The organism is Pseudomonas sp. SCPG-7 (genome assembly GCF_002156405.1).
GTDB classification, from domain to species: domain Bacteria; phylum Pseudomonadota; class Gammaproteobacteria; order Pseudomonadales; family Pseudomonadaceae; genus Aquipseudomonas; species Aquipseudomonas parakoreensis.
The window spans coordinates 112,775-136,181 of the sequence record NZ_MVOO01000010.1 but is presented as its reverse complement, the minus strand read 5'-3'; the positions used below and the strand labels follow the sequence as shown (position 1 = coordinate 136,181).

At 60.4% G+C, this 23,407-nt stretch carries 24 protein-coding genes; 12 read left to right on the top strand and 12 right to left on the bottom strand.

The features are described 5' to 3' along the window. The gene (locus B1722_RS19210; RefSeq protein ID WP_041071382.1) at positions 1–405 is read right to left on the bottom strand and encodes an acetyl-CoA sensor PanZ family protein; all 405 of its coding nucleotides are present in this window, start codon (positions 403–405) and stop codon (positions 1–3) included. Between the two features lie 224 nt (positions 406–629). On the opposite strand from B1722_RS19210, the gene B1722_RS19205 reads away from it, so the two are divergent. The 7 genes from B1722_RS19205 to B1722_RS19175 all read left to right on the top strand — a co-directional run bounded on the left by B1722_RS19205 (position 630) and on the right by B1722_RS19175 (position 6,447). Beyond that, on the top strand, positions 630–2,294 hold the full coding sequence (locus B1722_RS19205; RefSeq protein WP_041071385.1) for an OFA family MFS transporter: 1,665 nt from the start codon (positions 630–632) through the stop codon (positions 2,292–2,294). Between the two features lie 271 nt (positions 2,295–2,565). Beyond that, positions 2,566–3,159, top strand: a complete 594-nt coding sequence (gene hisB / locus B1722_RS19200) for an imidazoleglycerol-phosphate dehydratase HisB (RefSeq protein WP_007909204.1) — start codon at positions 2,566–2,568, stop codon at positions 3,157–3,159. Beyond that, positions 3,159–3,797 carry an imidazole glycerol phosphate synthase subunit HisH gene (hisH, locus tag B1722_RS19195; protein WP_041071390.1) on the top strand — a complete coding sequence of 213 codons (639 nt, stop codon included), beginning with the start codon at positions 3,159–3,161 and terminating at the stop codon, positions 3,795–3,797. The genes hisB and hisH overlap by 1 nt, the downstream gene beginning before the upstream one ends. Continuing rightward, positions 3,798–4,058: a DUF2164 domain-containing protein gene (locus B1722_RS19190; RefSeq protein ID WP_041071393.1), complete on the top strand. Its 261-nt coding sequence runs from the start codon at positions 3,798–3,800 to the stop codon at positions 4,056–4,058. Between the two features lie 42 nt (positions 4,059–4,100). Continuing rightward, entirely contained in the window at positions 4,101–4,838 is a 738-nt protein-coding gene (gene hisA, locus B1722_RS19185; RefSeq protein ID WP_041071396.1) for a 1-(5-phosphoribosyl)-5-[(5-phosphoribosylamino)methylideneamino]imidazole-4-carboxamide isomerase, read from the top strand. Between the two features lie 9 nt (positions 4,839–4,847). Further along, positions 4,848–5,618 (top strand): imidazole glycerol phosphate synthase subunit HisF, encoded by a 771-nt coding sequence (hisF, locus tag B1722_RS19180; protein ID WP_007909211.1) that lies wholly within the window; start codon positions 4,848–4,850, stop codon positions 5,616–5,618. A gap of 73 nt (positions 5,619–5,691) precedes the next feature. Further along, complete coding sequence (locus B1722_RS19175) at positions 5,692–6,447, top strand: ABC transporter substrate-binding protein (protein ID WP_041071400.1); 756 nt, start codon at positions 5,692–5,694, stop codon at positions 6,445–6,447. Here the strand turns inward: B1722_RS19175 and B1722_RS19170 are convergent. From B1722_RS19170 to gpmI, 5 genes are all read right to left on the bottom strand, one after another. Beyond that, positions 6,428–7,723, bottom strand: coding sequence for a Vps62-related protein (locus B1722_RS19170; RefSeq protein WP_041071403.1), 1,296 nt, complete (start codon positions 7,721–7,723; stop codon positions 6,428–6,430). The two genes, B1722_RS19175 and B1722_RS19170, sit on opposite strands and share 20 nt — an antisense overlap. 113 nt (positions 7,724–7,836) lie before the next feature. After that, positions 7,837–8,613 (bottom strand): divergent polysaccharide deacetylase family protein, encoded by a 777-nt coding sequence (locus B1722_RS19165; protein WP_086793952.1) that lies wholly within the window; start codon positions 8,611–8,613, stop codon positions 7,837–7,839. Positions 8,614–8,615: 2 nt separating this feature from the next. After that, positions 8,616–9,935 carry a S41 family peptidase gene (locus B1722_RS19160; RefSeq protein WP_041071409.1) on the bottom strand — a complete coding sequence of 440 codons (1,320 nt, stop codon included), beginning with the start codon at positions 9,933–9,935 and terminating at the stop codon, positions 8,616–8,618. Positions 9,936–9,966: 31 nt separating this feature from the next. Next, complete coding sequence (locus B1722_RS19155) at positions 9,967–11,253, bottom strand: murein hydrolase activator EnvC (RefSeq protein ID WP_086793950.1); 1,287 nt, start codon at positions 11,251–11,253, stop codon at positions 9,967–9,969. A 252-nt stretch (positions 11,254–11,505) separates the two neighbouring features. Further along, positions 11,506–13,032: a 2,3-bisphosphoglycerate-independent phosphoglycerate mutase gene (gene gpmI, locus B1722_RS19150; RefSeq protein ID WP_086793948.1), complete on the bottom strand. Its 1,527-nt coding sequence runs from the start codon at positions 13,030–13,032 to the stop codon at positions 11,506–11,508. 153 nt (positions 13,033–13,185) lie between these two features. Here gpmI and B1722_RS19145 point away from each other — a divergent pair, with 153 nt between their 5' ends. The 3 genes from B1722_RS19145 to secB are packed head-to-tail and all read left to right on the top strand — an operon-like array spanning position 13,186 to position 14,398. Then, complete coding sequence (locus B1722_RS19145; protein WP_041071418.1) at positions 13,186–13,599, top strand: rhodanese-like domain-containing protein; 414 nt, start codon at positions 13,186–13,188, stop codon at positions 13,597–13,599. 1 nt (position 13,600) lies between these two features. Then, positions 13,601–13,855 carry a glutaredoxin 3 gene (gene grxC, locus B1722_RS19140; RefSeq protein ID WP_041071421.1) on the top strand — a complete coding sequence of 85 codons (255 nt, stop codon included), beginning with the start codon at positions 13,601–13,603 and terminating at the stop codon, positions 13,853–13,855. Positions 13,856–13,912: 57 nt separating this feature from the next. Then, the gene (gene secB / locus B1722_RS19135; RefSeq protein ID WP_025110924.1) at positions 13,913–14,398 is read left to right on the top strand and encodes a protein-export chaperone SecB; all 486 of its coding nucleotides are present in this window, start codon (positions 13,913–13,915) and stop codon (positions 14,396–14,398) included. A gap of 188 nt (positions 14,399–14,586) precedes the next feature. On the opposite strand, the gene B1722_RS19130 is transcribed toward secB, so the two are convergent. Next, positions 14,587–15,042 carry a tRNA (cytidine(34)-2'-O)-methyltransferase gene (locus B1722_RS19130; RefSeq protein ID WP_041071426.1) on the bottom strand — a complete coding sequence of 152 codons (456 nt, stop codon included), beginning with the start codon at positions 15,040–15,042 and terminating at the stop codon, positions 14,587–14,589. On the opposite strand from B1722_RS19130, the gene B1722_RS19125 reads away from it, so the two are divergent. Further along, positions 15,041–15,481 (top strand): hypothetical protein, encoded by a 441-nt coding sequence (locus B1722_RS19125; protein WP_041071428.1) that lies wholly within the window; start codon positions 15,041–15,043, stop codon positions 15,479–15,481. The genes B1722_RS19130 and B1722_RS19125 overlap by 2 nt on opposite strands. A gap of 508 nt (positions 15,482–15,989) precedes the next feature. Here the strand turns inward: B1722_RS19125 and ntrC are convergent. From ntrC to glnA, 5 genes are all read right to left on the bottom strand, one after another. Further along, on the bottom strand, positions 15,990–17,426 hold the full coding sequence (ntrC, locus tag B1722_RS19120) for a nitrogen regulation protein NR(I) (RefSeq protein WP_007961729.1): 1,437 nt from the start codon (positions 17,424–17,426) through the stop codon (positions 15,990–15,992). After that, positions 17,423–18,508: a nitrogen regulation protein NR(II) gene (gene glnL / locus B1722_RS19115; RefSeq protein WP_007961730.1), complete on the bottom strand. Its 1,086-nt coding sequence runs from the start codon at positions 18,506–18,508 to the stop codon at positions 17,423–17,425. Before glnL ends, ntrC begins: the two co-directional genes overlap by 4 nt. A 231-nt stretch (positions 18,509–18,739) precedes the next feature. After that, positions 18,740–19,357 carry a DUF4124 domain-containing protein gene (locus B1722_RS19110; protein ID WP_041071431.1) on the bottom strand — a complete coding sequence of 206 codons (618 nt, stop codon included), beginning with the start codon at positions 19,355–19,357 and terminating at the stop codon, positions 18,740–18,742. After that, the gene (locus B1722_RS19105) at positions 19,354–19,866 is read right to left on the bottom strand and encodes a DUF4124 domain-containing protein (RefSeq protein ID WP_041071434.1); all 513 of its coding nucleotides are present in this window, start codon (positions 19,864–19,866) and stop codon (positions 19,354–19,356) included. The genes B1722_RS19110 and B1722_RS19105 overlap by 4 nt, the downstream gene beginning before the upstream one ends. Before the next feature lie 285 nt (positions 19,867–20,151). Continuing rightward, a complete protein-coding gene (glnA, locus tag B1722_RS19100; RefSeq protein ID WP_003220788.1) occupies positions 20,152–21,558 on the bottom strand; it encodes a glutamate--ammonia ligase in 1,407 nt (468 codons plus the stop codon). Between the two features lie 328 nt (positions 21,559–21,886). On the opposite strand from glnA, the gene thiI reads away from it, so the two are divergent. Then, positions 21,887–23,341, top strand: a complete 1,455-nt coding sequence (gene thiI / locus B1722_RS19090; protein ID WP_041071437.1) for a tRNA uracil 4-sulfurtransferase ThiI — start codon at positions 21,887–21,889, stop codon at positions 23,339–23,341. The last annotated feature ends 66 nt before the right edge of the window (positions 23,342–23,407 follow it).

The following is a 23,407-nucleotide window of genomic DNA, read 5'->3' as shown; positions in this document are numbered from 1 at the left end:
TCATGTCGCGATGACGTCCAGCGGCACTTGCAATTTGGTGGTCAGCGCCTGGGTTTCAAGGTGTCCGGCCGGTGCCAGCAGGCGCAGTTGCGCACCCGCTTGCGACGCCATTTTCTGCGCTTGGTTCACCAATCGCTCAGCCACCCCACGGCGCCGGGTGACTTTTCGTACACACAAATGTGACAAGTACCAAATCCTGTCGTGCCTTGTCAGGCGTGCTGCGCCCAGCAGGCGATCATTGAAACGTCCTGCAATCAAAGAGCCGTCAGCCAGGCTATTTTCGATCAGTTGAGCGTCCCCGGAATACGGTGCGAACAGCCATTGCGGGGCGTCCCGATAGATTTTCTGCAGATCCTGTTGATCCTGGTAACTGGCATCGTGCAGCGCTTGGACAACGATCGGCATGGCTTTTTCCTGTGGGGGAGGAGATCAGATGACATGAAAAAGGTGATATCAGTTTGGTTTTTCTGTCACGTGCAAATGGTAACCTTCGCCGGTTCGTCCGTCCTTCTGCGACTTAACGTCGCGCCTTCAAGGAGCTTCACCCGAAAAAACGGTCATGCCGGCGTGCATAAAGGCCGAGGGTGAGCAGTGGCTGGCGAACCATACTAATAATTGGGGGATACACAATGAGCACGAGCATCACGGCGGACGGCCTTCGCGCCGACCAGCCTGCGTTCCTGTCCAAGGAACGCATTATCGCCAAGCCCGGTTTCAACCGTTGGCTGGTTCCACCGGCCGCTCTGGCCATCCACCTGTGCATCGGCATGGCCTACGGTTTCTCGGTGTTCTGGCTGCCGCTGTCCAAGGCATTGGGTGTCACCGCGCCCGTGGCTTGCGCGCCGGACATGAGCTTCATGGCTCAGGTCTTCTCTTCGCAATGCGACTGGCCGATCTCCATGCTCGGCTGGATCTACACCTTGTTCTTCATCTTCCTCGGCTGCTCGGCCGCGATCTGGGGTGGCTGGCTGGAACACGCCGGGCCACGCAAGGCTGGCGTTGTGTCGGCATTGTGCTGGTGCGGCGGTCTGCTGATCTCGGCACTGGGGATTTATACCCACCAGATCTGGCTGATGTGGATCGGCTCCGGCGTGATCGGTGGTATCGGTCTGGGCCTGGGCTATATCTCGCCGGTCTCGACCCTGATCAAGTGGTTCCCGGACAAGCGCGGCATGGCGACCGGCATGGCGATCATGGGCTTCGGCGGCGGTGCGATGGTGGGTGCACCGTTGGCGACTGCGCTGATGAGCCACTTCGCTTCGCCTGCCGGTGTCGGCGTCTGGCAGAGCTTCGTGGCCATGGCCGCGATCTACTTCGTGTTCATGATCGGTGGCGCGTTGGCCTACCGCGTGCCGCCAACCGGGTGGAAGCCTGAAGGCTGGACCGCTCCGGCGAAAAAAGCCTCGAACTCGATGATCACTCACCGTCACGTCCACGTGAATGTAGCGTGGAAAACCCCACAGTTCCGTCTGGTGTGGCTGGTGCTGTGCCTGAACGTGTCGGCCGGTATCGGCATCCTCGGCATGGCCTCGCCCCTGCTGCAGGAAGTGTTCGGCGGCAAGCTGCTGGGCGTTGACGTGCCGTTCGGTCAACTGGACGCCGGGCAACTGGCTTCGATCGCCGCGATCGCTGCCGGCTTCACCGGTCTGCTGAGCCTGTTCAACATCGGTGGCCGTTTCTTCTGGGCCTCGTTCTCGGACTACCTGGGTCGCAAAAACACTTACTTCGTGTTCTTCGCCCTCGGTTTTGCCCTGTACGCGTTGATCCCGAACATGGGCCATCTGGGCAACGTTGCACTGTTCGTGGCGGCGTTCTGTATCATCCTGTCGATGTACGGCGGTGGTTTTGCGACCGTTCCGGCGTATCTGGCCGACCTGTTCGGTACGCAAATGGTCGGCGCGATCCACGGTCGCCTGCTGACTGCCTGGGCCGCCGCCGGCGTGCTCGGTCCGGTGTTGGTGAACTACCTGCGTGAGTATCAGTTGAGCATCGGCGTTGAACGCGCGGCTGCTTACGACATCACCCTGTACATCCTCGCCGGCCTGCTGGTGCTGGGCTTCCTGTGCAACCTGCTGGTGCGTCCGGTGGCCGACAAGTACTTCATGACCGACGCCGAACTGGCCGCCGAACAGGCGCTGGGCCACGACAAAGGTGCTGATGCAAGCACTGTGCTGGAGTGGAAAGCCGCGCCGGGCAGCAAGCCGCTGGCAATTGCCGCGTGGCTGGTGGTGGGCATTCCGTTGGCGTGGGGTGTGTGGGTGACCCTGCAGAAGACGGCGGTACTGTTTCACTAAGTAATGGGTAAAACGCAGTACCCCTGTGGGAGCGAGCCTGCTCGCGAAGACGGACTGTCAGTTGCCATAAGTGTTGGCTGACTCACCGCATTCGCGAGCAGGCTCGCTCCCACATTTGTTTTCGGGGTGGCTGTAATGGCTTGTATGGACATGTCTACCCGCGACAGCCGGGGCTTCTGTCCGTCAGGCATATCACGTCGCGTGTTTCTGTTTCGGCCCCGCGTGCCTATAATGGCTGCCTTTTTCGCCCAATGATTTTGCGGAGCTGGTGATGGCCGAACGTAAGGCGTCTGTCGAGCGCGACACTCTGGAAACCCAGATCAAAGCCTCGATCAACCTTGATGGCACCGGAAAGGCCCGATTCGATATCGGTGTTCCTTTTCTTGAGCACATGCTGGATCAGATCGCCCGTCACGGGTTGATCGACCTGGATATTGAATGCAAGGGCGATCTGCATATCGACGACCACCATACCGTGGAAGACGTCGGTATCACCCTCGGCCAGGCCTTCGCCAAAGCCATCGGCGACAAGAAAGGCATCCGTCGCTACGGTCACGCCTACGTGCCGCTCGATGAAGCGCTGTCGCGCGTGGTGATCGACTTCTCCGGTCGCCCGGGCCTGCAGATGCACGTGCCGTACACCCGCGCCACCGTGGGCGGCTTCGACGTCGACCTGTTCCAGGAATTCTTCCAGGGCTTCGTCAACCACGCCTTGGTCAGCCTGCACATCGACAACCTGCGTGGCACCAACACCCACCACCAGATCGAAACCGTGTTCAAGGCTTTCGGCCGCGCGCTGCGCATGGCCGTCGAGCTGGATGAGCGCATGGCCGGGCAAATGCCATCGACCAAAGGCGTTCTGTAATGCAGACGGTTGCAGTTATCGACTACGGCATGGGCAACCTGCACTCGGTGGCCAAGGCCCTCGAGCACGTCGGCGCCGGCAAAGTGCTGATCACCAGCGATGCCGACGTGATCCGCGAAGCCGACCGCGTGGTGTTCCCCGGCGTTGGTGCGATTCGCGATTGCATGGCGGAGATCCGTCGTCTCGGTTTCGACGCACTGGTGCGTGAAGTCAGCCAGGATCGTCCGTTCCTCGGCATCTGCGTCGGCATGCAAGCTCTGCTCGACAGCAGCGAAGAGAACGACGGCGTCGACTGCATCGGCCTGTTCCCGGGCGCGGTGAAGTTCTTCGGCAAAGACCTACATGAAGACGGCGAGCATCTGAAAGTCCCGCACATGGGCTGGAACGAGGTGCAGCAGAAGGTCAGCCACCCGCTGTGGCACGACATTCCGGACGGGGCGCGTTTCTACTTCGTGCACAGCTACTACATCGCTGCCGCCAATGCGCGGCAGGTAGTCGGTAGCGGTCATTACGGGGTCGATTTCGCTGCCGCGCTGGCCGATGGCTCGCGTTTCGCTGTGCAGTTCCACCCGGAGAAGAGCCATACCCATGGCCTGCAATTGCTGCAGAACTTCGCCGCGTGGGACGGTCGCTGGTAAATGGCTGCCAGGAAATCCAAGCCGCCGATCCTGACCCTCACTCCCGAACAGGAGAGCGAGGCCAATCGCAAGATTCAGCGGTTCATGGAGGATCGGTTCGAACTCGACCTGGGTTCGTTCGAAGCGGCGGAAATTCTTGAGCTGTTTACCCGCGAAATTGCTCCGCACTATTACAACAGGGCGATTTTCGATGTGCAGACCCACCTCAAAGAGCGGTTTGAAAGCATCGAAAGCGACCTGTGGGCGCTCGAGAAAAACTGATTTCCGAGCCAAGCTGAACATTCAAATTTGAAGGTTTGCCAGATGCTGATTATTCCCGCTATCGATCTTAAAGACGGTGCCTGCGTACGTCTGCGCCAGGGCCGCATGGAAGATTCCACAGTGTTCTCCGATGACCCGGTGAGCATGGCTGCCAAGTGGGTGGAGGGCGGTTGCCGTCGTCTGCATCTGGTCGATCTGAACGGCGCGTTCGAAGGTCAGCCGGTCAACGGCGAAGTGGTGACCGCGATTGCCAAACGCTACCCGAACCTGCCGATCCAGATCGGCGGCGGTATCCGTTCGCTGGAAACCATCGAGCATTACGTCAAGGCGGGCGTGAGTTATGTGATCATCGGCACCAAAGCGGTGAAGGATCCGGCGTTCGTCGCTGAAGCCTGCCGTGCGTTCCCGGGCAAGATCATCGTCGGTCTGGATGCCAAAGACGGCTTCGTCGCCACCGATGGCTGGGCTGAAATCAGCACCGTGCAGGTCATCGACCTGGCCAGGCAGTTCGAAGCTGACGGTGTATCGTCGATCGTTTATACCGACATCGCCAAAGACGGCATGATGCAGGGCTGCAACGTACCGTTCACCGCTGCGCTGGCTGCTGCGACGAAGATCCCGGTAATTGCCTCCGGCGGTATCCACAATCTGGGTGACATCAAGTCGCTGCTCGACGCCAAGGCGCCGGGCATCATTGGCGCAATCACTGGCCGGGCGATCTACGAAGGCACCCTCGACGTCGCCGAAGCGCAAGCTTTCTGCGATTCGTACCAAGGCTGAGGACTGACCATGGCGCTGGCCAAACGCATCATCCCTTGCCTGGACGTGGACAACGGCCGGGTCGTCAAAGGTGTGAAGTTCGAGAACATCCGCGATGCCGGCGACCCGGTGGAAATCGCCCGTCGTTATGACGAGCAGGGTGCCGACGAGATTACCTTTCTCGACATCACCGCCAGCGTCGATGGCCGCGACACCACGCTGCATACCGTCGAGCGCATGGCCAGCCAGGTGTTCATTCCGCTGACCGTCGGCGGCGGCGTGCGCACCGTGCAGGACATCCGCAACCTGCTCAACGCCGGTGCGGACAAGGTCTCGATCAATACCGCAGCGGTGTTCAACCCGGAATTCGTCGGTGAAGCGGCGCAGCATTTCGGCTCGCAATGCATCGTCGTCGCTATCGACGCGAAGAAGGTCTCCGGCCCGGGTGAAACCCCGCGTTGGGAAATCTTCACCCACGGCGGGCGCAAGCCGACCGGTCTCGATGCAGTCGAGTGGGCGAAGAAGATGGAAGGCCTGGGTGCCGGCGAGATCCTGCTGACCAGCATGGATCAGGACGGCATGAAAAACGGCTTCGACCTTGGCGTGACTCGCGCGATCAGCGATGCGCTGGGCATTCCGGTGATCGCTTCCGGCGGCGTCGGCAATCTGCAGCATCTGGCCGACGGCATCCTTGAAGGCCACGCCAGCGCGGTACTGGCGGCGAGTATTTTCCACTTCGGCGAATACACCGTGCAGGAAGCGAAAGCGTACATGGCCAAACGCGGCATTGTGATGCGCTAAACCGTACAGGCCAGTGGACAGCATGGCGTACCCAAGGCACTCTTGGGCACGCCATGGATTCCGGTAGCCCGACATGATCAAACGCCTGCTTCTTGTTCTCGCCAGTGCTTCTGTGTTGTTGCTCAACACGGCGCGGGCCGAAAACAGTCCCGACACCGATCTGGTGCTCCTCACCGAAAACTTTCCGCCCTACAACATGGCGAAAGACGGCAAGAATTTCGCCAAGGGCGAGAACATCAACGGCATTGCCGCCGACATCGTGCGTGAAATGTTCAAGCGCGCCGGGCTCACTTACAGCCTGACGCTGCGCTTTCCCTGGGAGCGGGTCTACAAACTGGCACTGGAAAATCCCGGTTACGGTGCTTTCGTGATGGCGCGCCTGCCGGATCGCGAAAACCTGTTCAAATGGGTCGGCCCGATCGGTCCGGACGACTGGATCATGTTGGCCCGGGCCGACAGCAAGATCACCCTCGAAACCCTCAACGATGCGCGCAAATACAAGATCGGTGCCTACAAGGGCGACGCAATTGCCGAGACCCTGGCCAAGCAGGGCTTGAAGCCAATGGTGGTGTTGCGCGATCAGGACAACGCGAAAAAACTGGTCAACGGCCAGATCGACCTGTGGGCCACCGGTGATCCTGCCGGGCGTTACCTGGCGCGGCAGGACGGGGTCACCGGTCTCAAGACCGTATTGCGCTTCAACAGCGCCGAGTTGTACCTGGCGCTGAACAAGGACGTGTCGGATGCAACGGTCGCCAAGCTGCAGGCGGCGCTGGATCAGATGCGCAAGGACGGTGTGGTCGACGAAATCATGGGGCGCTATCTGTAGCCGTCGGCAACACCTTGCCCGCTGTGTCGTGGATGCATTCTTGCGGCGGATACTGCAGCAGTTCCAGGCTCTCGAACTGGGTGTAACCAAGGTTGATCCCCGCTTGCGAGCCATCTGCACGAAGCAGCTCGTAGAAACTCTCCTGCTGATAAGCCGCGACGAATTTGCCTTTGCCGGCCATGGCGAGGACGTGGCTGACGAACGGTGTCAGCCAGCCGCTGGTTGAGGTTTCGCAGTGCGTGAACTGGCTGTCGAGTCTCGCCGAGAATGGCAGTGACGGATGGACGTCGCCCTTCGTTGCCCAGGCGCTCACAAAACTGATGGCGGTAACCTGAGTGAACAGGCGCAGCACCTTCGGATTCTGCAACCGTTGCGCAGTCCACTTGAATGCCCGCGCCTTGTCGCCCGTGTTGTGTCCGCTCCCGACCAGATAATACTGGTCGGTTCTTTCCAGGCGATAAAAGGGCGTGGTGCGTAATTGTTCGAGCGGTGACAGGTCATCCTTGACCACGAACCACGGAAGTTCCACCACTTGAGCGAGGGAGGCCGCTCCGTTGCTTTGCGGAGCGTCCGCTGCGCGGAGCGCCGGCAACACTGGCGATGATTTGATCAGCGGCGCGATCTGCATCCGCAGGGCAAAGACACTGACATCGGCCTGTGGTCGGTTGAAGCTGTCTGCCGCAATGAAGGTCCCCGGCGCGAAGTGAATGTCTCCCGGCGGTGCGCTGGGCGGTGTGACGCTCCAGGCACTGAAACTCTGCCGTGCACCGCTGCCCTTGTCGCTCCAGAGCATATTGCCGACCGTTGAAGCGATCACCAGGTCGGCCCTGACGCAGCGCACGCTACTGAGCAGTGGCTTGTCGTCGCCGCTGGAGCACACCTGGCCCAAGGCAACGTAGCCGGCCGGGGGCAGCGGTCGCCAGACCGTGCAGTTGGTTTTGGCGCCCGAGCCGGTATCTTTCCAGACTTGTTCAAAGTCGAGGGGCGCACTGAGGGCTTTGGCTTTTGTCGGGTCGGTCTCGCGCTCGCTGACAACGGCCACGACGTGTTTTGCGTTGATGTTGTCGTGGCTGCCCACCACGACATCGCCTAAAGGAAAGTAGCCCGGCAGCATCTCGGGAGAGGGCGTCGGGCGCCAAAAGCTCCCGGGTGCCGCTTTCGATCCGCTGCTGTCCCAGATTCGCTGGAAATCAGTCGTGAAGTTGATCAGCAGATTGTCCAGCGTGATCGGTTTTGCCTGTTGCGGGACGCCTGCGTCCTTGTCTTCGGTATTCATAATCAGCCCTGATAGTGAAAGACGACTCGGGAAGAGTCGTCACGGTTGCAGGGCTCACTATCCGGCCATGGGCGGGCCGTTTGGCGGTAATTATGTATAGCGGGCGAGGCTGTTCAACGGTAGACGCCGTCCTTGCCATGGGCGGCGGTGGCGCGATTGCTGCGCACGCTGATCATCTGCTTGATGTCGATCCACTCGATGCCTTGTGCCTTGAGCTTCGGCAATTCACGTTCCAGGACTGCCAGGGTCTGTGGATACGGGTGACCGATCATCACCGCTGACGCCTGCTTGCGCGCCAGGCTGATGGCGGTCTGCAGTTGGGTGAAGATGGCGGCTTCGGTGCGCTCGTCATCGAGGAACACATCCCGCGAGACACTCGCCAGATCGATCTTCTGTGCCTGCTGCGCTGCGACGGTCTGGGCGCTGGTGCGGCTGTCGACGAAGAATTTGTGCCGACGTTGCAACTCACCCATCAGCCACGCCATTGCCACCGGCTGGGCGGTCATGCGACTGCCCATGTGGTTGTTGATGCCCGCCGTGTAGGGGACCATTTTGAAGGCGGCGTCGAGGCGCTTTTGCAGTTCCTCGAGCGGTAGTTCAGGATGCCAGGCGTACGGGCCGGTGGCCGGGTCCATCGGCATGTGCAGAATCACGATCTTGCCGGCGCGATGCGCTTCGCGGGCGAATTCGGTAGCGTGCGGCGTGTCGGGCATGATCGCTGTGGTCACCGGGCCGGGCAGGGCCAGCACGCGGCGATCCCGGGGCAGGTTCTGCCCCAGGTCGTCGATGATCAGCGTCAGGTAGGCTTTTGGCGGGGTGGTTCTGGCAGGCTCTGCGTGAGCAGCACCCGCCAGACAGCACAGCAGGACGAAGAAGAAACGCAACGACATCCTCAACGGCCGGACGTGATGCTCAGCCCTTTGAGCAGGCTCAGCGCCTGGGCCAACTGGTAATCGTCATCCTGCGGCATGGCCTTGGCCTTGGCGCCGGAACCGGTCGGCTTGTCCGCGCCGCCGTTGCCGTTGCCCAGGTGACCTTGCAGGTCGGCTTCCTTGAAGTAGTCGCCGTCGGCTTCGTTGGTGATCTTGGCCTTGCGCACTTCGATGTCCGGGACGATGCCCTGGGCCTGGATCGAGCGACCGTTCGGCGTGAAGTACAGCGCCGTGGTGATCTTCAGTGCGCGGTCGTTGTTCAGCGGCAGCACGGTCTGCACCGAGCCTTTGCCGAAACTGGTGGTGCCCATGACCACGGCGCGTTTCTGATCCTGCAGGGCGCCGGCGACAATTTCCGAGGCCGAGGCGCTGCCACCGTTGATCAATACGACCATTGGCACGGCTTCGCTTTCATCCTTGCCGGTGGCGGAGAAGCGCAGTTCGGAGTTGGCGATCCGGCCTTTGGTGTAAACGATCAGGCCTTTCTTGATGAAGTGGTCGACCACTTCCACGGCGGCCTGCAACACGCCGCCCGGGTTGTTGCGCAGGTCGAGGATGATGCCGTTGAGCTTCTTGCCGTTGTCCTTGCGCAACTTGGCCAGGGCCTTGGAGACCTCTTCGCCGGTCTTGACCTGGAACTGAGTGATGCGGATGTAGCCGTAGCCCGACTCCAGCAGTTGCGCCTTGACGCTCTTCACTTGAATCACGGCGCGGGCCAGAGTCACGTCGAACGGCGTACCGCCATCGCGCACCAGGGTCAGGGTGATTTTCTGGCCGATCTTGCCGCGCATCTTGTCCACGGCTTCGGTCATGGTCTGGCCGCGGGTCGGCTGGCCGTTGATCTTGACGATGAAGTCCCCGGCCTGAATGCCGGCCTTCGATGCCGGGGTGTCGTCGATCGGCGAGACGACCTTGATGAAACCGTCTTCGGAGCCGACTTCGATGCCCAGGCCGCCGAATTCGCCGCTGGTGCTCTCCTGCAATTCGGTGAAGTCTTCAGGGCCGAGATAGGCGGAATGCGGATCGAGGTTGCTGAGCATGCCCTTGATCGCGTTTTCCAGCAGGGTCTTGTCGTCCACCGGCTCGACATAGGCGGCCTTGATCCGGTCCATTACCTCGGCAAAGGTGCGCAACTCTTCCAGCGGCAACGGTGCCTTGGCGGTCGCGGCAGTGCCTGCCGGAGCGACGGCCGGGGCCGGTTGAGCGGCGAACGCCAGAGGCGCGCCGATCACCAGAGCGATCGTCAGGGCCAGCGAGGTAAGGCGGGACAAATGCAGCATGTCGAACGAACTCCTGAATTAGGCGACGCGCTTATCCTTGCGCGTGACACCATTGCGCCGGATCACTCGGGTGACCCTGCTGACGAATTGCGAAATACAGCGCTGGTGTGTCCTGACCGCCACTGTTACCCACAGTGGAGATCGACTCACCGGCTTTTACCACGTCACCGGCCGACTTGAGCAGCGTCTGGTTGTGACCGTAAAGACTCAGATAACCATTGCCGTGATCGAGGATCACCAGCAGCCCGGCACCGCGCAACCAGTCGGCGAACACCACGCGCCCGCCGTGTACGGCATGCACCTGGCTGCCGGCGGCGGCGCTGATCATCACGCCATCCCACTTGGTGCGGGCATCGTCGCCCCGGCTTTCGCCGAAGCGTGCCAGCAATCGACCATCAACCGGCCACGGAAGTTTTCCCCGGGTTGCAGCAAAAGGGCCACCGAAGGTCTCGCCGCTGCTGGACACCAGTGCGCCGGGGGTTGATCTGGCAGGTTTTCGTGGGGCGTCGCTGGTGTCAGCCTGCGCCTCACGCAAACGCTTTTTTTCCGCTTCCTGCTGGGCGATCAGCGCTTTCTGCCGCGCTTCTTCTGCCTCACGGGCCTGACGGGCCAGGGTTTCTTCAATGGTTTTAAGGACTTTAGACAGGTCTGCCTGATCCTGCTCGCGGGCGGCCAGTTTCTGGTCGCGGGCTTTCACGTCATCGTTGAGCTTGGCGAGGACTTGCTGGCGCTCCTTGCGGACTTTTTCCAGCTCGTCGCGCTGGCTGTCGAGGCTGCTTTTCTGCACCAGCAATTGCGCCTGCTGCGTGGCGATGTCTTTTTCGACATTGGCCAGTTGGCGCAGGGTTTCGTTGAAGTTCTTCAACTGCTCCAGGCGGGCCTGGCTCAGGTAATCGTAATAGGTGAGGGTGCGGGCGAATTTCTCGGGATTCTGCTGGTTGAGCAGCAGCTTGAGGTATTCCTGACGGCCGTTCTGATAGGCCGCGCGGGCCTGGATGGCGATCAGTCGCTGCTGTTCAGTGCGCGCGCTCTGGAGTTTTTTTTTCTCCGCATCGAGTCGCTGCAGCTCGGATTCGCTCTTCTTCAGCTCTTTCTGCAGGGCATCGACCTGCTTCTCGAGCTTGCCCATTTCGGTTTCGGTACCCTTGAGCTCTTTCTGCACACCGGATTTTTCTTCCTGCAGCTTGCCCAGCAGCTTTTTCAGCTCGGCAATGTCCTGACGCGTGGCATCCAACTGCTGTTGGGTTTGCGCGCGCTCGTCAGCGAAGGCCGGTTGGAGCAGGCAGGTCAGAGCGAGGGCGATCAGGACGCGGAGCATAGAGGCGGGCGGCACCAGGGTAATGGACGGCCTAGTATGCCCGCCCGGGGCTGCAAAAAAAACGCCCAATTGGGCTTGTGTGATAACTGGAGCGGCGCAGAGGCCCATTTCCATTTCGAAAACCCCATAAACCACTGTGGGAGCTGGCTTGCCAGCGATGGCGTCTGCTCATTCAACATAGCTGTTGGCTGTCAGATTGCTATCGCTTGCAAGCCAGCTCCCACAGGGTTTGGCGGTGTTTGATCTGGCGACTTACACCAGAATCGACGTACCCGTCATCTCCGCCGGTTTTTCCAGGCCCAGCAGCATCAGCATGGTCGGAGCCACGTCCGCCAGTACGCCGCCGTCACGGACCTTGAGGTCACGCTTGCCGACATAAATGAACGGCACAGGCTCGGTGGTGTGCGCGGTGTGCGCCTGGTGGGTTTCTTCATCGGCCATTTTTTCGACGTTGCCGTGGTCAGCGGTGATCAGCGCTTCGCCGCCGACTTTTTCCAGCGCCTCGACGATGCGCCCGACGCAGGTGTCCAGGCATTCCACGGCCTTCACTGCTGCTTCGAACACGCCGCTGTGGCCGACCATGTCGCCGTTGGCGTAGTTGACCACGATCACGTCGTAACGCTGGTGTTCGATGGCGTCGACGATGCGGTCAGTCACTTCCGGTGCACTCATTTCCGGCTGCAGGTCGTAGGTGGCGACTTTCGGCGACGGGATCAGAATGCGCTCTTCGCCCGGGAACGGTTCTTCACGGCCACCGGAAAAGAAGAAAGTGACGTGTGCGTATTTTTCGGTTTCGGCGATGCGCAGCTGGGTCTTGCCGTTTTTTGCCAGGTAGTCGCCAAGTACATTTTCCAGGCTGCCCGGAGCGAAGGCGGCCGGGGCCGGGATGCTGGCGGCGTATTGGGTCAAGCCGACGTACTGCACTTTTGGCTGGCGCGCGCGCTCGAATTCCTTGAAATCGTCTTCGACGAACACGCGGCTCAGCTCGCGGGCGCGGTCGGCGCGGAAGTTCATGAACACCACGGCGTCGCCGTCTTCAACCTTGACCGGCTCGCCGATGGTGGTGGCTTTGACGAATTCGTCGCTTTCGCCACGGGCGTAGGCAGCGTCGAGGCCTTCCTGAGCAGTGGCGGCGTTGAATTCGGCGTTACCGTCGACGATCAAGTTGTAGGCCTGTGATACACGGTCCCAACGGTTGTCACGGTCCATCGCGTAGTAGCGACCGATGAGGCTGGCGATGCGGCCCTTGCCGAGCGCCTGGAACGTCGCATCGAGCAGTTCGATCGACGAAGCGGCGCTCTTTGGCGGCGTGTCGCGGCCATCAAGAAAGGCGTGCAGGTAGATTTTTTCGGCGCCGCGCTTGAATGCCAGCTCGGCCATGGCGATCAAGTGATCCTGGTGGCTGTGCACGCCGCCATCGGACAGCAGGCCCATGAAATGCACGGCGTTGCCGGCGGCCACGGCTTTATCCACAGCGGCGCAGATGGTCGGGTTCTCGAAAAACTCACCGTCGCGGATCGCTTTGGTCACGCGCGTGAAGTCCTGATACACCACGCGCCCGGCGCCGAGGTTCATGTGGCCGACTTCAGAGTTGCCCATCTGGCCGTCCGGCAGACCAACGTCCATGCCGCTGCCCGAGATCAGGCCGTTCGGCACCGTGGCCCACAGGCGATCGAGCACTGGCTTCTTCGCCGCATACACGGCATTGGATTCGTGGCTGTCACTGTGACCGAAGCCGTCGAGAATCATCAGGACCAAAGGTTTAGGCGTGGTAGTCATGGAATCCACTCGTGGCTAATAAAGAAGAGGGCGATGGAAAAGGGAGTGGCAGTTTAAAGCGAAGTTCCTGCGGCGTCACCGCCGGACGGGGTTTGGCCCACCATAGTGGCTGTGTATACTGGCCGACATTTTAACGCCCTGGAACCTCCTTCGATGGTTGCTCACCTGATTGAATTTGCCACTAACCACTACATTCTTGTCGGTATCTTCGTCGTACTGCTGGCTCTGCTGCTGGCGCACACGATGCAGGGCGGCGGTAAAAGCCTGAGCACTGGCGAGCTGACCGCACTGGTCAACAAGGACGCAGGCGTGGTGGTGGACATCCGTCCGGCGAAAGATTACGCCGCCGGTCATATCGTTGGCGCGATCAACATTCCTCAAGACAAGCTGGCCGCGCGTGCCGGTGAGCTGGAAAAGCACAAGGCCAAGACCATCATTCTGGTGGACGCCCTGGGCCAGACCGCTGGTACCCACGCTCGCGAGCTGATGAAATCCGGCTTCACCGCCGCCAAGCTGTCCGGCGGGATCTCCAGCTGGAAAGGCGACAACCTGCCGTTGGTGAAGTGATATGAGCGAAGTCATCGTCTACTCCAGCGATTACTGCCCTTATTGCATGCGAGCCAAGCAATTGCTCGCGAACAAAGGTGTGGCCTTCGAAGAGATCAAGGTCGATGGCAAGCCGCAGATTCGTGCTGCCATGAGCCAGAAGGCCGGACGCACGTCCGTGCCGCAGATCTGGATCGGCGACAAGCACATCGGTGGTTGTGATGATTTGTATGCCCTGGAGCGCGCCGGCAAGCTCGACGCGCTGCTCAAGGCCTGAACGGCTGCACCCACGTACAGCAATCCCTAAAAGACCCAAGATCAGAAAGGATCTGAGATGACTGACCAACAGAACACTGCAGCCAGCGAAGAAGAAACCGCACCGCAATTCTCCTTGCAGCGCATCTACGTACGCGATCTGTCCTTCGAAGCCCCGAAAAGCCCGGCGATCTTCCGCCAGCAGTGGGACCCTACCGTCGGTCTGGACCTGAATACCCGTCAGAAAGAACTGGAAGGCGATTTCTACGAAGTCGTGCTGACCCTGTCCGTGACCGTGAAAAACGGCGACGAAGTGGCCTTCATCGCTGAAGTGCAGCAGGCCGGTATCTTCCTGATCAAGAACCTGGACGCGGCTTCGATGAGCCACACCCTGGGTGCGTTCTGCCCGAACATCCTGTTCCCGTATGCTCGCGAAACCCTGGACAGCCTGGTGACCCGCGGTTCGTTCCCGGCCCTGATGCTGGCGCCAGTGAACTTCGACGCCCTGTACGCGCAAGAGCTGCAGCGCATGCAGGCTGCGGGCGAGACGCCGACCGTACAATAAGCGGTTTGAGCGACAACGAAAAAAGCGCCGTAACGGGCGCTTTTTTCTTGGGTTGGAATACAGACTTCATGACTTCATGTAGGAGCTGCCGCAGGCTGCGATCTTTTGATCTTGATCTTCAAAAACAGGATCAAAAGATCGCAGCCTTCGGCAGCTCCTACAGGGGTGATGTTTTTGCGGGCGGGTGGTTATTTAAAGTCGTTCTGCCGCCACGCTTCGTACACGGCCACCGCCACAGTGTTGGACAGGTTCAGGCTGCGGCAGCCTTCACGCATCGGCAGGCGCAGGCGCTGTTCGGCGGGCAGGGCGTCCAGCACTTCCGGCGGCAGGCCACGGCTTTCCGGGCCGAAGATGAACGCATCGCCCGGGACGAACGCGGCATCGTGAAACGGCCGCGAGCCCTTGGTGGTGAACGCGAACAACCGTGGGTGGCCGAGGCTCTCCAAGCAACTGGCGAGGTCGGCGTGGCGCTGCAACGTGGCATATTCGTGGTAGTCGAGACCGGCCCGGCGCAAGCGCTTGTCGTCCATCTCGAAACCCAGCGGTTCGATCAAATGCAGGTGGCAGCCACTGTTGGCGCACAGCCTGATAACGTTGCCGGTGTTCGGCGGAATTTCTGGTTGAAAAAGGATGACGTGAAACATGCACGGCTCCGAAGGTAAAGATGACGCGCATTCTACGCCGCCAGCCGACCCGCGTTCGAAACTATTCCCGCGGGTGATCGGTTCGTTGGCGATTTTCGGCTTGATGGTCGGCTTGATGATCGGTCGCCTGACCACGCCGGACCCGAGCGTGCTGCAGCAGGTCGACGTGACCGCTGACGGCTTGGTGGTGTGGTTCAACAATGAGCCGAAGCTGCACGGCGAGATCATCGACGGTACTGTGGCTTTGTTGTTTCAGGCTGAAGGCCGCGCGCAGAAGGGCCAGCTCAAGCTCAATGGCAAGGATGTGAACTGGCGTACGCGAGTGAGTGACGGTGGGCTGTTGTTGACAGTGCTGGCGGCGCGGCCGCTGCAAGGGGAATGGGCCGGGAGCAAGGTCGGTGACCGCTGGCGGCTGGAGATCCATCTCCGGGAGCAATAAAAGCGGGAATCCCCGGCCTGCCTGTACCAGGGTTCCCAAAACGGCGTGGACTTCGCTGAGAGCGTCGGTCCGGTGTAAAGAGGGAACCCCCGGCCTGCCTGTACCAAGGATCCCAAAAGGGTGGGTTCGCCGCGTTGCGGTTTGAACCCGGTGTAAAGAGGGGAATCCCCGGCCTGCCTGTACCAAGGCCCCCGAAACGGGTGGTGAATCGAATCACCTGTGAGGGATATTGCAGGCGGCGTGCCAGTTTTAGTATTTCGAAACAGAAAAAAGCTTCAGATGCGCGAAAGCCCCGTAAATCGTGGCTTTGATGCTTCTGTGTGGCTGGAGCTTTGAACCTGCTTGGTGTTTTTTTGATCAGTAACTTATGCCCAATTGCGGTTCGCCGTGCCTTGTGGCGGTGCACACAAAAAAAGATCGCAGCCTTCGGCAGCTCCTACAGGGATATGCGTTCTCTGCAGGAGTTGCCGAAGGCTGCGATCTTTTCGCGGACGATTAGAGGAGGGGCTTAACCCTCATCCCCCTCATCATCATCCCCACCGTCCACTTTCATCCCCAATTCCTTGATCTTGCGGGTCAGGGTATTACGCCCCCAGCCGAGCAATACCGCCGCATCACGCCGGCGTCCGGCCGTGTGCTTCAGCGCGGTCTCGATCATGATCCGCTCGAACGCCGGCACGGCGCTGTCGAGCAGGCTCGACTGGCCGCGGGCCAAGGCTTGATCGGCCCACTGACGCAGCGCCTGCTCCCAGTTGGTCACCGGTGCCGAATCCTGCGGCAGGCTCAGCAGTTCCGGTGGCAGGTCACTGATGTGCACTTCGCGACCGGAGGCCATCACGGTGATCCAGCGGCAGGTGTTCTCCAGCTGCCGCACGTTGCCCGGCCATGGCAGGTTCTTCAGGTATTCCTCGGTCTCGCTTTTCAGCAGCTTCGGTTCCACCGCCAGTTCTTGCGCGGCGCGGCTGAGGAAGTGTTTGGCCAGGGTCGGGATGTCTTCGCGACGGTCCGACAGGCGCGGAATGTGGATGCGGATCACGTTGAGGCGGTGGAACAAGTCCTCACGGAATTTGCCGGCGTGCACCAGGGTTTCCAGGTTCTGGTGGGTCGCGGCAATGATCCGCACATCGACCTTGACCGGCACATGCCCGCCAACGCGATAGAACTCGCCGTCGGCCAGCACCCGCAGCAAACGGGTCTGGGTATCGGCTGGCATGTCGCCGATTTCGTCGAGGAACAGCGTGCCGCCGTCCGCCTGTTCGAAACGTCCACGGCGCAGGTTGGCCGCGCCGGTAAACGCGCCTTTCTCGTGGCCGAACAGCTCGGATTCCATCAGGTCCTTGGGGATCGCCGCCATGTTCAGCGCGATGAACGGCGAGGCCGCGCGCGGGCTGTGGCGGTGCAGGGCGTGGGCCACCAGTTCTTTACCGGTACCGGATTCGCCGTTGATCAACACGGTGATGTTGGAGTGGCTCAAGCGGCCGATGGCGCGAAACACCTCCTGCATCGCCGGTGCTTCACCGATGATTTCCGGGGTGCGGGTCAGCGCGGGTACCACTTCCAGGCCTTGCTGTTCCTGCGCATGCTGATTGGCGCGCTTGACCAGCGATACCGCCTCGTCAACGTCGAACGGCTTGGGCAGGTACTCGAACGCGCCGCCCTGATAGGAGGCGACGGCGCTGTCCAGATCGGAGTGAGCGGTCATGATGATGACCGGCAACCGTGGGTGCTGTTCGCGGATGCGCGCCAGCAGATCGAGGCCACTGGCGCCCGGCATGCGGATGTCGGAAATGATCACATCAGGCTGCTGACGGGCCAGACGACTCATCACGCCATCGGCGCTGTCGAAGCTCTGCGTGGTCATGCCTTCCTGCTGCAAGGCTTTTTCCAGAACCCAACGGATAGAACGGTCGTCATCGACGATCCACACGGTTTCACTACGGCTCATGTCGATGTGGCTCCTTGTTCCAGTGGCAAAAAGATCGAGAACGTGGTGTGGCCGGGGTGGCTGTCACACTCGATCAGGCCCTGGTGCTGGCTGATGATGTTCTGGGTGATGGCCAGGCCCAGCCCGGTACCGTCCGGGCGGCCGCTGACCATGGGAAAGAAGATGGTTTCCTGGAGTTCCGCCGGGATCCCCGGGCCGTTGTCGATGATCTCGATCTTGGTCACCAGGCGATGGCGGACATGGCCGATGGTGAACTGGCGCATGGTCCGGGTGCGCAGGCTGATGCGCCCCAGACGCAGCTCGTTCTGGCTGCTGATCGCCTGCATCGCGTTGCGCACGATGTTCAGTACGGCCTGAATCATTTGTTCGCGGTCGATCAATACGTCGGGAATGCTCGGGTCGTAGTCGCGCACCAAGGTGATGCAGCCCTGGCTTTCCGCTTCGACCAGTTGGCAGACGCGCTCCAGCACTTCGTGGACGTTGCACAGCGCCAGCGATGGCAGCTTGTTCGAGCCGAGCATGCGGTCGACCAGATTACGCAGGCGGTCGGCCTCTTCAATGATCACGTTGGTGTAGTCGCGCAGACTGTCTTCCGGCAGTTCGCGGGCCAGCAATTGCGCGGCGCCACGGATGCCGCCGAGCGGATTCTTGATCTCATGGGCCAGGCCGCGCACCAGCATTTTGCTGGTTTCCTGTTTGGACAACTGCGCCTCTTCCTTGGTGATCCGCAGCAGGCGGTCACGCGGGTGCACTTCCAGCAGGAGCATGGTTGCGCCGTTGCTGAGGATCGGCGTCACCGCGTAGTCCACGGTCAGGGTCTGGCCGGTGAGGGCGGTGAGCATCGCTTCGCGCTTGGTGAACGGGTGTGCCTGTTCGACCGCCTGACGCAGCGAGTTGAGCGCTTCGGTGGACTCGGTGAACAACTCGCTGATGAACTGCCCATGGCTGCGCTGGCCGCTGATGGCCAGCAGCATCTCGGCCGCCGGGTTCATGTACTCAAGGCGCAATTCCGCGTCGAGCAGGATGGTAGCGGTGGTCAGGTTGTCGAGCAGCAAACGGTGGATTGCGTCGCTAATAGTCATCGGAGCCTCTTTTGGGGGCGGAGCGTGCGCAAGAAGCAGGCGTCGTTAAACGGAAAATGCAAAAACCAAACCAAGGCTCCGAAAAGAAGCGTTTGTCCCCTGAAACAGGCGTTTGACGCTCGCTTGCGTGGCGCTCCACACACGCCAGCGGGAAGTTTCGAACCAAAATGGGTTGCAATGTGAGTACGGTGCAGTCTTATGCACCAATATAGTGCGCAAAGCTGAACAGCGTTAGAAGAAGCGCAGGAAGGGATTTTTTTCTTCGGCGGGTTTGTCTTTCAATGGGCATTCCGGGCGCACGCCGTAGTCCTCGCTGACGCAGGGTTTGACTTGGCGTTTCTGTGCCAGCGAGATGCGCAGCATGTGGAACGGCTGGTTGGCGGTGCGTTCGACGGTGCGACCCAATTGATCAAGGATTTCCACCGACAGGTTGTGGCTGCCCCGGTCGATGTTGCTCAACGGAAACACCGGACTGAGGCTCGGCTCGCCAGTGGCCTGGCCGTCGAGCAGCAAGCGGTAGCGATGGCCCTGCTGCAAACCGGGCTCGCTGGTGACACTGACGATCATCTCGCCCGCACTGCTGCGAAGGGTCGCGTCCGGCTCGGGGATCAGGATGCGCAGCATGTCGTAGTGGAACAGCGGTTGTTCCGCGACCTTTTTCGCGGTGCTGATCGGTGCTGCAGCCGTGGGGTTGGCCGACATGCGATTGCTGGTCGCGATAGGTACGCGCTTGGCGTTGCCGCGCGGCTGATCGGTGTAGACGCGATTACCCTGCGCATCGACGTAGGTGAAGACCTCCGCCGAAACGGGCAGGGCCAACAGGCACAGGATCAGCCAGAAAATCCTCATGGCTTGTGCACCCGCTGCACGGTGAACACGACCGTTGGGCTCTGCTGGATGATCGCTTCGCCGTCGATCACCTGCACCGCGAGACGATGCTCGCCACGATCAACATTCACCAGTTGCAGGATCGGCACGTTGCTCGGCTGGCCGTAAGGCGCGTCGTCCAGCACTAGCCTCAATTGGTGCGGCGCCTGCAAACGCGGCTTGATCAATACACTGACGGTGAAGGTGCCGTTATTGGCGCGCAGCGCTTCTTCGCTGGGCAGGCCGGTCAGTTCCAGCACCTCGTAGGCACTGCGTGCCGCGGGGCGTGTGTCGGTGCTTGAAGGCGCTGGCGCGCTCGGTGCCTGTGGCTCGACGCGGTTGAGTGGCGGCAACTCGACCGGCTGCGCCTGAACACCGTCCGGCGAGTGATCGCTGTAAACCGTGTTGCCGTTGGCGTCGGTGTACTTGTAGATCTGCGCGGCGGCGGGCAGGGCGATCAGCAGCAGAATGTAGAGAAAGGTGCGACCCATGAAATCGACCGGGAAAGAAAGCGATGGGTTGCAGCATAGGCCAGGGTGCGGCGGTTGGCCCAGCCCGGGACATATCCGGAGATCATTCAGACGCCAAAATCCCCTGTGGGAGCGAGCCTGCTCGCGAATACGGTGGGTCATTGACGGGGATGGCGACTGATACGCCGCCTTCGCGAGCAGGCTCGCTCCCACCGGGGATTTGTGTAGCTTCATAAATCGTGGGCAATAAAAAGGCCTCCCGAAGGAGGCCTCTTTTGTCACGCCGCGTAGCGCAGCGCTACCGGATCAGCAGCTGTAGTACAGCTCATATTCCAGTGGGTGTACGAAGGTGCGGACCTTGATTTCTTCTTCGGATTTCAGCGCGATGTAAGCGTCGATGAAGTCGTCGGAGAATACGCCGCCCTTGGTCAGGAACGCACGGCCCTTGTCCAGCTCTTCCAGGGCTTCTTTCAGGCTGCCGCAAACTTGTGGGATCTCTTTCGCCTCTTCAGGCGGCAGGTCGTACAGGTTTTTGTCAGCGGCATCGCCTGGGTGGATCTTGTTCTGGATACCGTCCAGACCGGCCATCAGCAGTGCTGCGAAAGCCAGGTACGGGTTGGCAGCCGGATCCGGGAAGCGAGCTTCGATACGACGGCCGCGTGGGCTGTTGACGTAAGGAATACGGATCGAGGCGGAACGGTTGCGAGCCGAGTAGGCCAGCATCACCGGCGCTTCGAAACCTGGCACCAGACGCTTGTAGGAGTTGGTGGCCGGGTTGGTGAAGCCGTTCAGGGCCTTACCGTGCTTGATGATGCCGCCGATGAAGTACAGGGCGGTTTCGGACAGGCCGGCATAGCCTTCGCCAGCGAAGGTGTTCTTGCCGTCTTTGGCGATGGACATGTGTACGTGCATGCCCGAGCCGTTGTCGCCGTACAGTGGCTTCGGCATGAAGGTCGCAGTGCGGCCGTAAGCGTCGGCAACGTTGTGGACAACGTATTTCAGGGTCTGAACTTCGTCAGCTTTTTTCACCAGGGTGTTGAACTTGACACCGATTTCGTTCTGACCGGCAGTCGCCACTTCGTGGTGGTGAACTTCAACGGTCTGGCCCATCTCTTCCAGTGCGTTGCACATGGCAGTACGGATTTCGTGGTCGTGGTCGAACGGCGGAACCGGGAAGTAGCCGCCTTTGATACCAGGACGGTGGCCTTTGTTGCCGCCTTCGATGTCCTGGTCGGACATCCACGAACCTTGCTCGGAGTAGATTTTGAACATCGAGCCGGAGATGTCGGACTTGAACTTCACTTCGTCGAAGATGAAGAATTCTGGTTCTGGACCGGCGAAGACGGTGTCACCGATACCGGTGGTCTTCAGGTATTCCTCGGCGCGGTGTGCGATGGCGCGCGGGTCGCGATCGTAACCTTGCATGGTCGAAGGTTCGATGATATCGCAAACCAGGATCAGGGTCGCGTCTTCGGTGAACGGGTCGAGAACGGCAGTATCGTCGTCCGGCAGCAGGATCATGTCGGAGGCTTCGATGCCTTTCCAGCCAGCGATGGAGGAACCGTCGAACATCTTGCCGACTTCGAAGAAGTCGTCTTCCAGCGCATCGCGAGCCGGCATGGTCACGTGGTGCTGAGTGCCTTTGGTGTCCGTGAAGCGCAGATCAATCCACTTGACGTCATGATCTTTGATGAGTTGAACCGACTTCGACATAGTGTCCTCCGGGTGGCTTAGGGCTTGGTAGTGGATGCCCTTAATTTGGGTGATGCCGGCGCAGATACTCTGCCAAGGCAACCTGCCTCACAAGGGAGCAAATTGCATGCCAGTGCCCCAGCATGGGTTTTTTGCCCCAATTTCACGCTTTCAAAGCAAGAAAGCGCCATAAAGGCGAAATTATCGCCCCTTAATGTAGCGCTTCAAATCAGAAATGACCCGTTTTGGTGCAAGTGAAACCTTCTGCATATTAACTGGTTAAACCTTGAGCAATTTCCGCTATAATCCGCGCCCCCCTTTTTCGGCTGGCCCTGCGCGCGCTGTTTTCATGAAACTAATCGTAAAAGTCTTCCCCGAGATCACCATCAAAAGCCGCCCTGTCCGGATGCGTTTCATCCGCCAGCTGGCCAAGAACATCCGCGCCGTGCTCCGCGATCTGGACCCGGCCGTGGTGGTGAACGGTGTGTGGGACAATCTCGAGCTGGAAACCCGCGTTACTGACCCCAAAGCCTTGAAAGAGATGGGCGAGCGCCTCACTTGTACTCCCGGTGTCGCGCACTTTCTGCAGATCGACGAATACCCGCTGGGCGACTTCGACGACATCACCGAGAAGTGCAAACAACACTACGGCGATGTGCTGGCCGGGAAGATTTTCTCGGTGCGCTGCAAACGTGCAGGCAAGCATCCGTTCAGCTCGATGGACGTCGAAAAATACGTCGGCAGCAAGCTGCGTCGTGAGTGCGGTGCGGCCGGAATCGACCTCAAAGACCCGGAAATCGAAGTTCGCATCGAAGTTCGCGACCAACGGTTGTTTGTCATCCACAGCCAGCACAACGGCATCGGCGGTTACCCGCTCGGCGCCCTGGAGCAGACGCTGATATTGATGTCCGGCGGCTTTGACTCGACGGTTGCTGCGTACCAGATCATGCGCCGCGGCCTGATGGCGCATTTCTGCTTCTTCAATCTCGGCGGGCGTGCCCACGAATTGGGCGTGATGGAAGTCGCGCATTTCATCTGGAAGAAGTACGGCAGCTCGCAACGCGTGCTATTTGTCAGTGTTCCGTTCGAAGAAGTGTTGGGCGAAATTCTCGGCAAAGTCGATAACAGTCATATGGGCGTCGTATTGAAGCGTATGATGTTGCGCGCATCGTCGGCCATCGCTGACCGGCTGCACATCGACGCGCTGGTCACCGGCGAAGCGATTTCCCAGGTATCGAGCCAGACGCTGCCGAACCTGTCGGTGATCGACTGCGTGACCGACAAACTGGTCCTGCGCCCACTGATCGTTGCGCACAAGCAGGACATCATCGACACGGCCAACGAGATCGGCACCGCCGATTTCGCCCGGCACATGCCGGAGTACTGCGGGGTCATCTCGGTCAATCCGAAGACCGCCGCCAAGCGCCACCGTGTTGAGCACGAAGAGAAAGAATTCGACATGGCGGTTCTCGAGCGTGCGCTCGAAAACGCCAAACTGGTGCCGATCGATCGAGTGATCGACGAATTGGGCCAGGACTTGCAGATCGAAGAAGTCGGCGAAGCGCTGGCCGGTCAGATCGTCATCGACATCCGTCACCCGGATGCGGCCGAGGATGACCCGCTGGAACTCGCCGGCATAGAAGTACAGACGATGCCGTTCTATGCAGTGAACGCTCGTTTCAAGGAGCTGGATCCGACTCGCCAGTACCTGCTGTATTGCGACAAAGGCGTGATGAGTCGCCTGCATGCTCACCATTTGCTCAGTGAGGGGCATGCCAATGTGCGCGTTTATCGACCGAGCTAAGTGCCCGGGGCTGTTTGCCTGTGGCCTGCGTCACCGGCCCCCCGACACCGCCGTCAAGCTGTAACG

Coding starts and splice junctions, on each gene's coding strand:
- thiI (WP_041071437.1), top strand. CDS start 21,887: ATGAAACTAATCGTAAAAGTCTTCCCCGAGATCACCATCAAAAGCCGC.
- B1722_RS19165 (WP_086793952.1), bottom strand. CDS start 8,613: ATGTCGTTGCGTTTCTTCTTCGTCCTGCTGTGCTGTCTGGCGGGTGCT.
- B1722_RS19145 (WP_041071418.1), top strand. CDS start 13,186: ATGGTTGCTCACCTGATTGAATTTGCCACTAACCACTACATTCTTGTC.
- hisB (WP_007909204.1), top strand. CDS start 2,566: ATGGCCGAACGTAAGGCGTCTGTCGAGCGCGACACTCTGGAAACCCAG.
- B1722_RS19190 (WP_041071393.1), top strand. CDS start 3,798: ATGGCTGCCAGGAAATCCAAGCCGCCGATCCTGACCCTCACTCCCGAA.
- B1722_RS19105 (WP_041071434.1), bottom strand. CDS start 19,866: ATGGGTCGCACCTTTCTCTACATTCTGCTGCTGATCGCCCTGCCCGCC.
- B1722_RS19160 (WP_041071409.1), bottom strand. CDS start 9,935: ATGCTGCATTTGTCCCGCCTTACCTCGCTGGCCCTGACGATCGCTCTG.
- B1722_RS19205 (WP_041071385.1), top strand. CDS start 630: ATGAGCACGAGCATCACGGCGGACGGCCTTCGCGCCGACCAGCCTGCG.
- gpmI (WP_086793948.1), bottom strand. CDS start 13,032: ATGACTACCACGCCTAAACCTTTGGTCCTGATGATTCTCGACGGCTTC.
- B1722_RS19110 (WP_041071431.1), bottom strand. CDS start 19,357: ATGAGGATTTTCTGGCTGATCCTGTGCCTGTTGGCCCTGCCCGTTTCG.
- hisA (WP_041071396.1), top strand. CDS start 4,101: ATGCTGATTATTCCCGCTATCGATCTTAAAGACGGTGCCTGCGTACGT.
- glnL (WP_007961730.1), bottom strand. CDS start 18,508: ATGACTATTAGCGACGCAATCCACCGTTTGCTGCTCGACAACCTGACC.
- B1722_RS19170 (WP_041071403.1), bottom strand. CDS start 7,723: ATGAATACCGAAGACAAGGACGCAGGCGTCCCGCAACAGGCAAAACCG.
- ntrC (WP_007961729.1), bottom strand. CDS start 17,426: ATGAGCCGTAGTGAAACCGTGTGGATCGTCGATGACGACCGTTCTATC.
- grxC (WP_041071421.1), top strand. CDS start 13,601: ATGAGCGAAGTCATCGTCTACTCCAGCGATTACTGCCCTTATTGCATG.
- B1722_RS19125 (WP_041071428.1), top strand. CDS start 15,041: ATGCACGGCTCCGAAGGTAAAGATGACGCGCATTCTACGCCGCCAGCC.
- glnA (WP_003220788.1), bottom strand. CDS start 21,558: ATGTCGAAGTCGGTTCAACTCATCAAAGATCATGACGTCAAGTGGATT.
- secB (WP_025110924.1), top strand. CDS start 13,913: ATGACTGACCAACAGAACACTGCAGCCAGCGAAGAAGAAACCGCACCG.
- B1722_RS19210 (WP_041071382.1), bottom strand. CDS start 405: ATGCCGATCGTTGTCCAAGCGCTGCACGATGCCAGTTACCAGGATCAA.
- hisF (WP_007909211.1), top strand. CDS start 4,848: ATGGCGCTGGCCAAACGCATCATCCCTTGCCTGGACGTGGACAACGGC.
- B1722_RS19175 (WP_041071400.1), top strand. CDS start 5,692: ATGATCAAACGCCTGCTTCTTGTTCTCGCCAGTGCTTCTGTGTTGTTG.
- B1722_RS19130 (WP_041071426.1), bottom strand. CDS start 15,042: ATGTTTCACGTCATCCTTTTTCAACCAGAAATTCCGCCGAACACCGGC.
- hisH (WP_041071390.1), top strand. CDS start 3,159: ATGCAGACGGTTGCAGTTATCGACTACGGCATGGGCAACCTGCACTCG.
- B1722_RS19155 (WP_086793950.1), bottom strand. CDS start 11,253: ATGCTCCGCGTCCTGATCGCCCTCGCTCTGACCTGCCTGCTCCAACCG.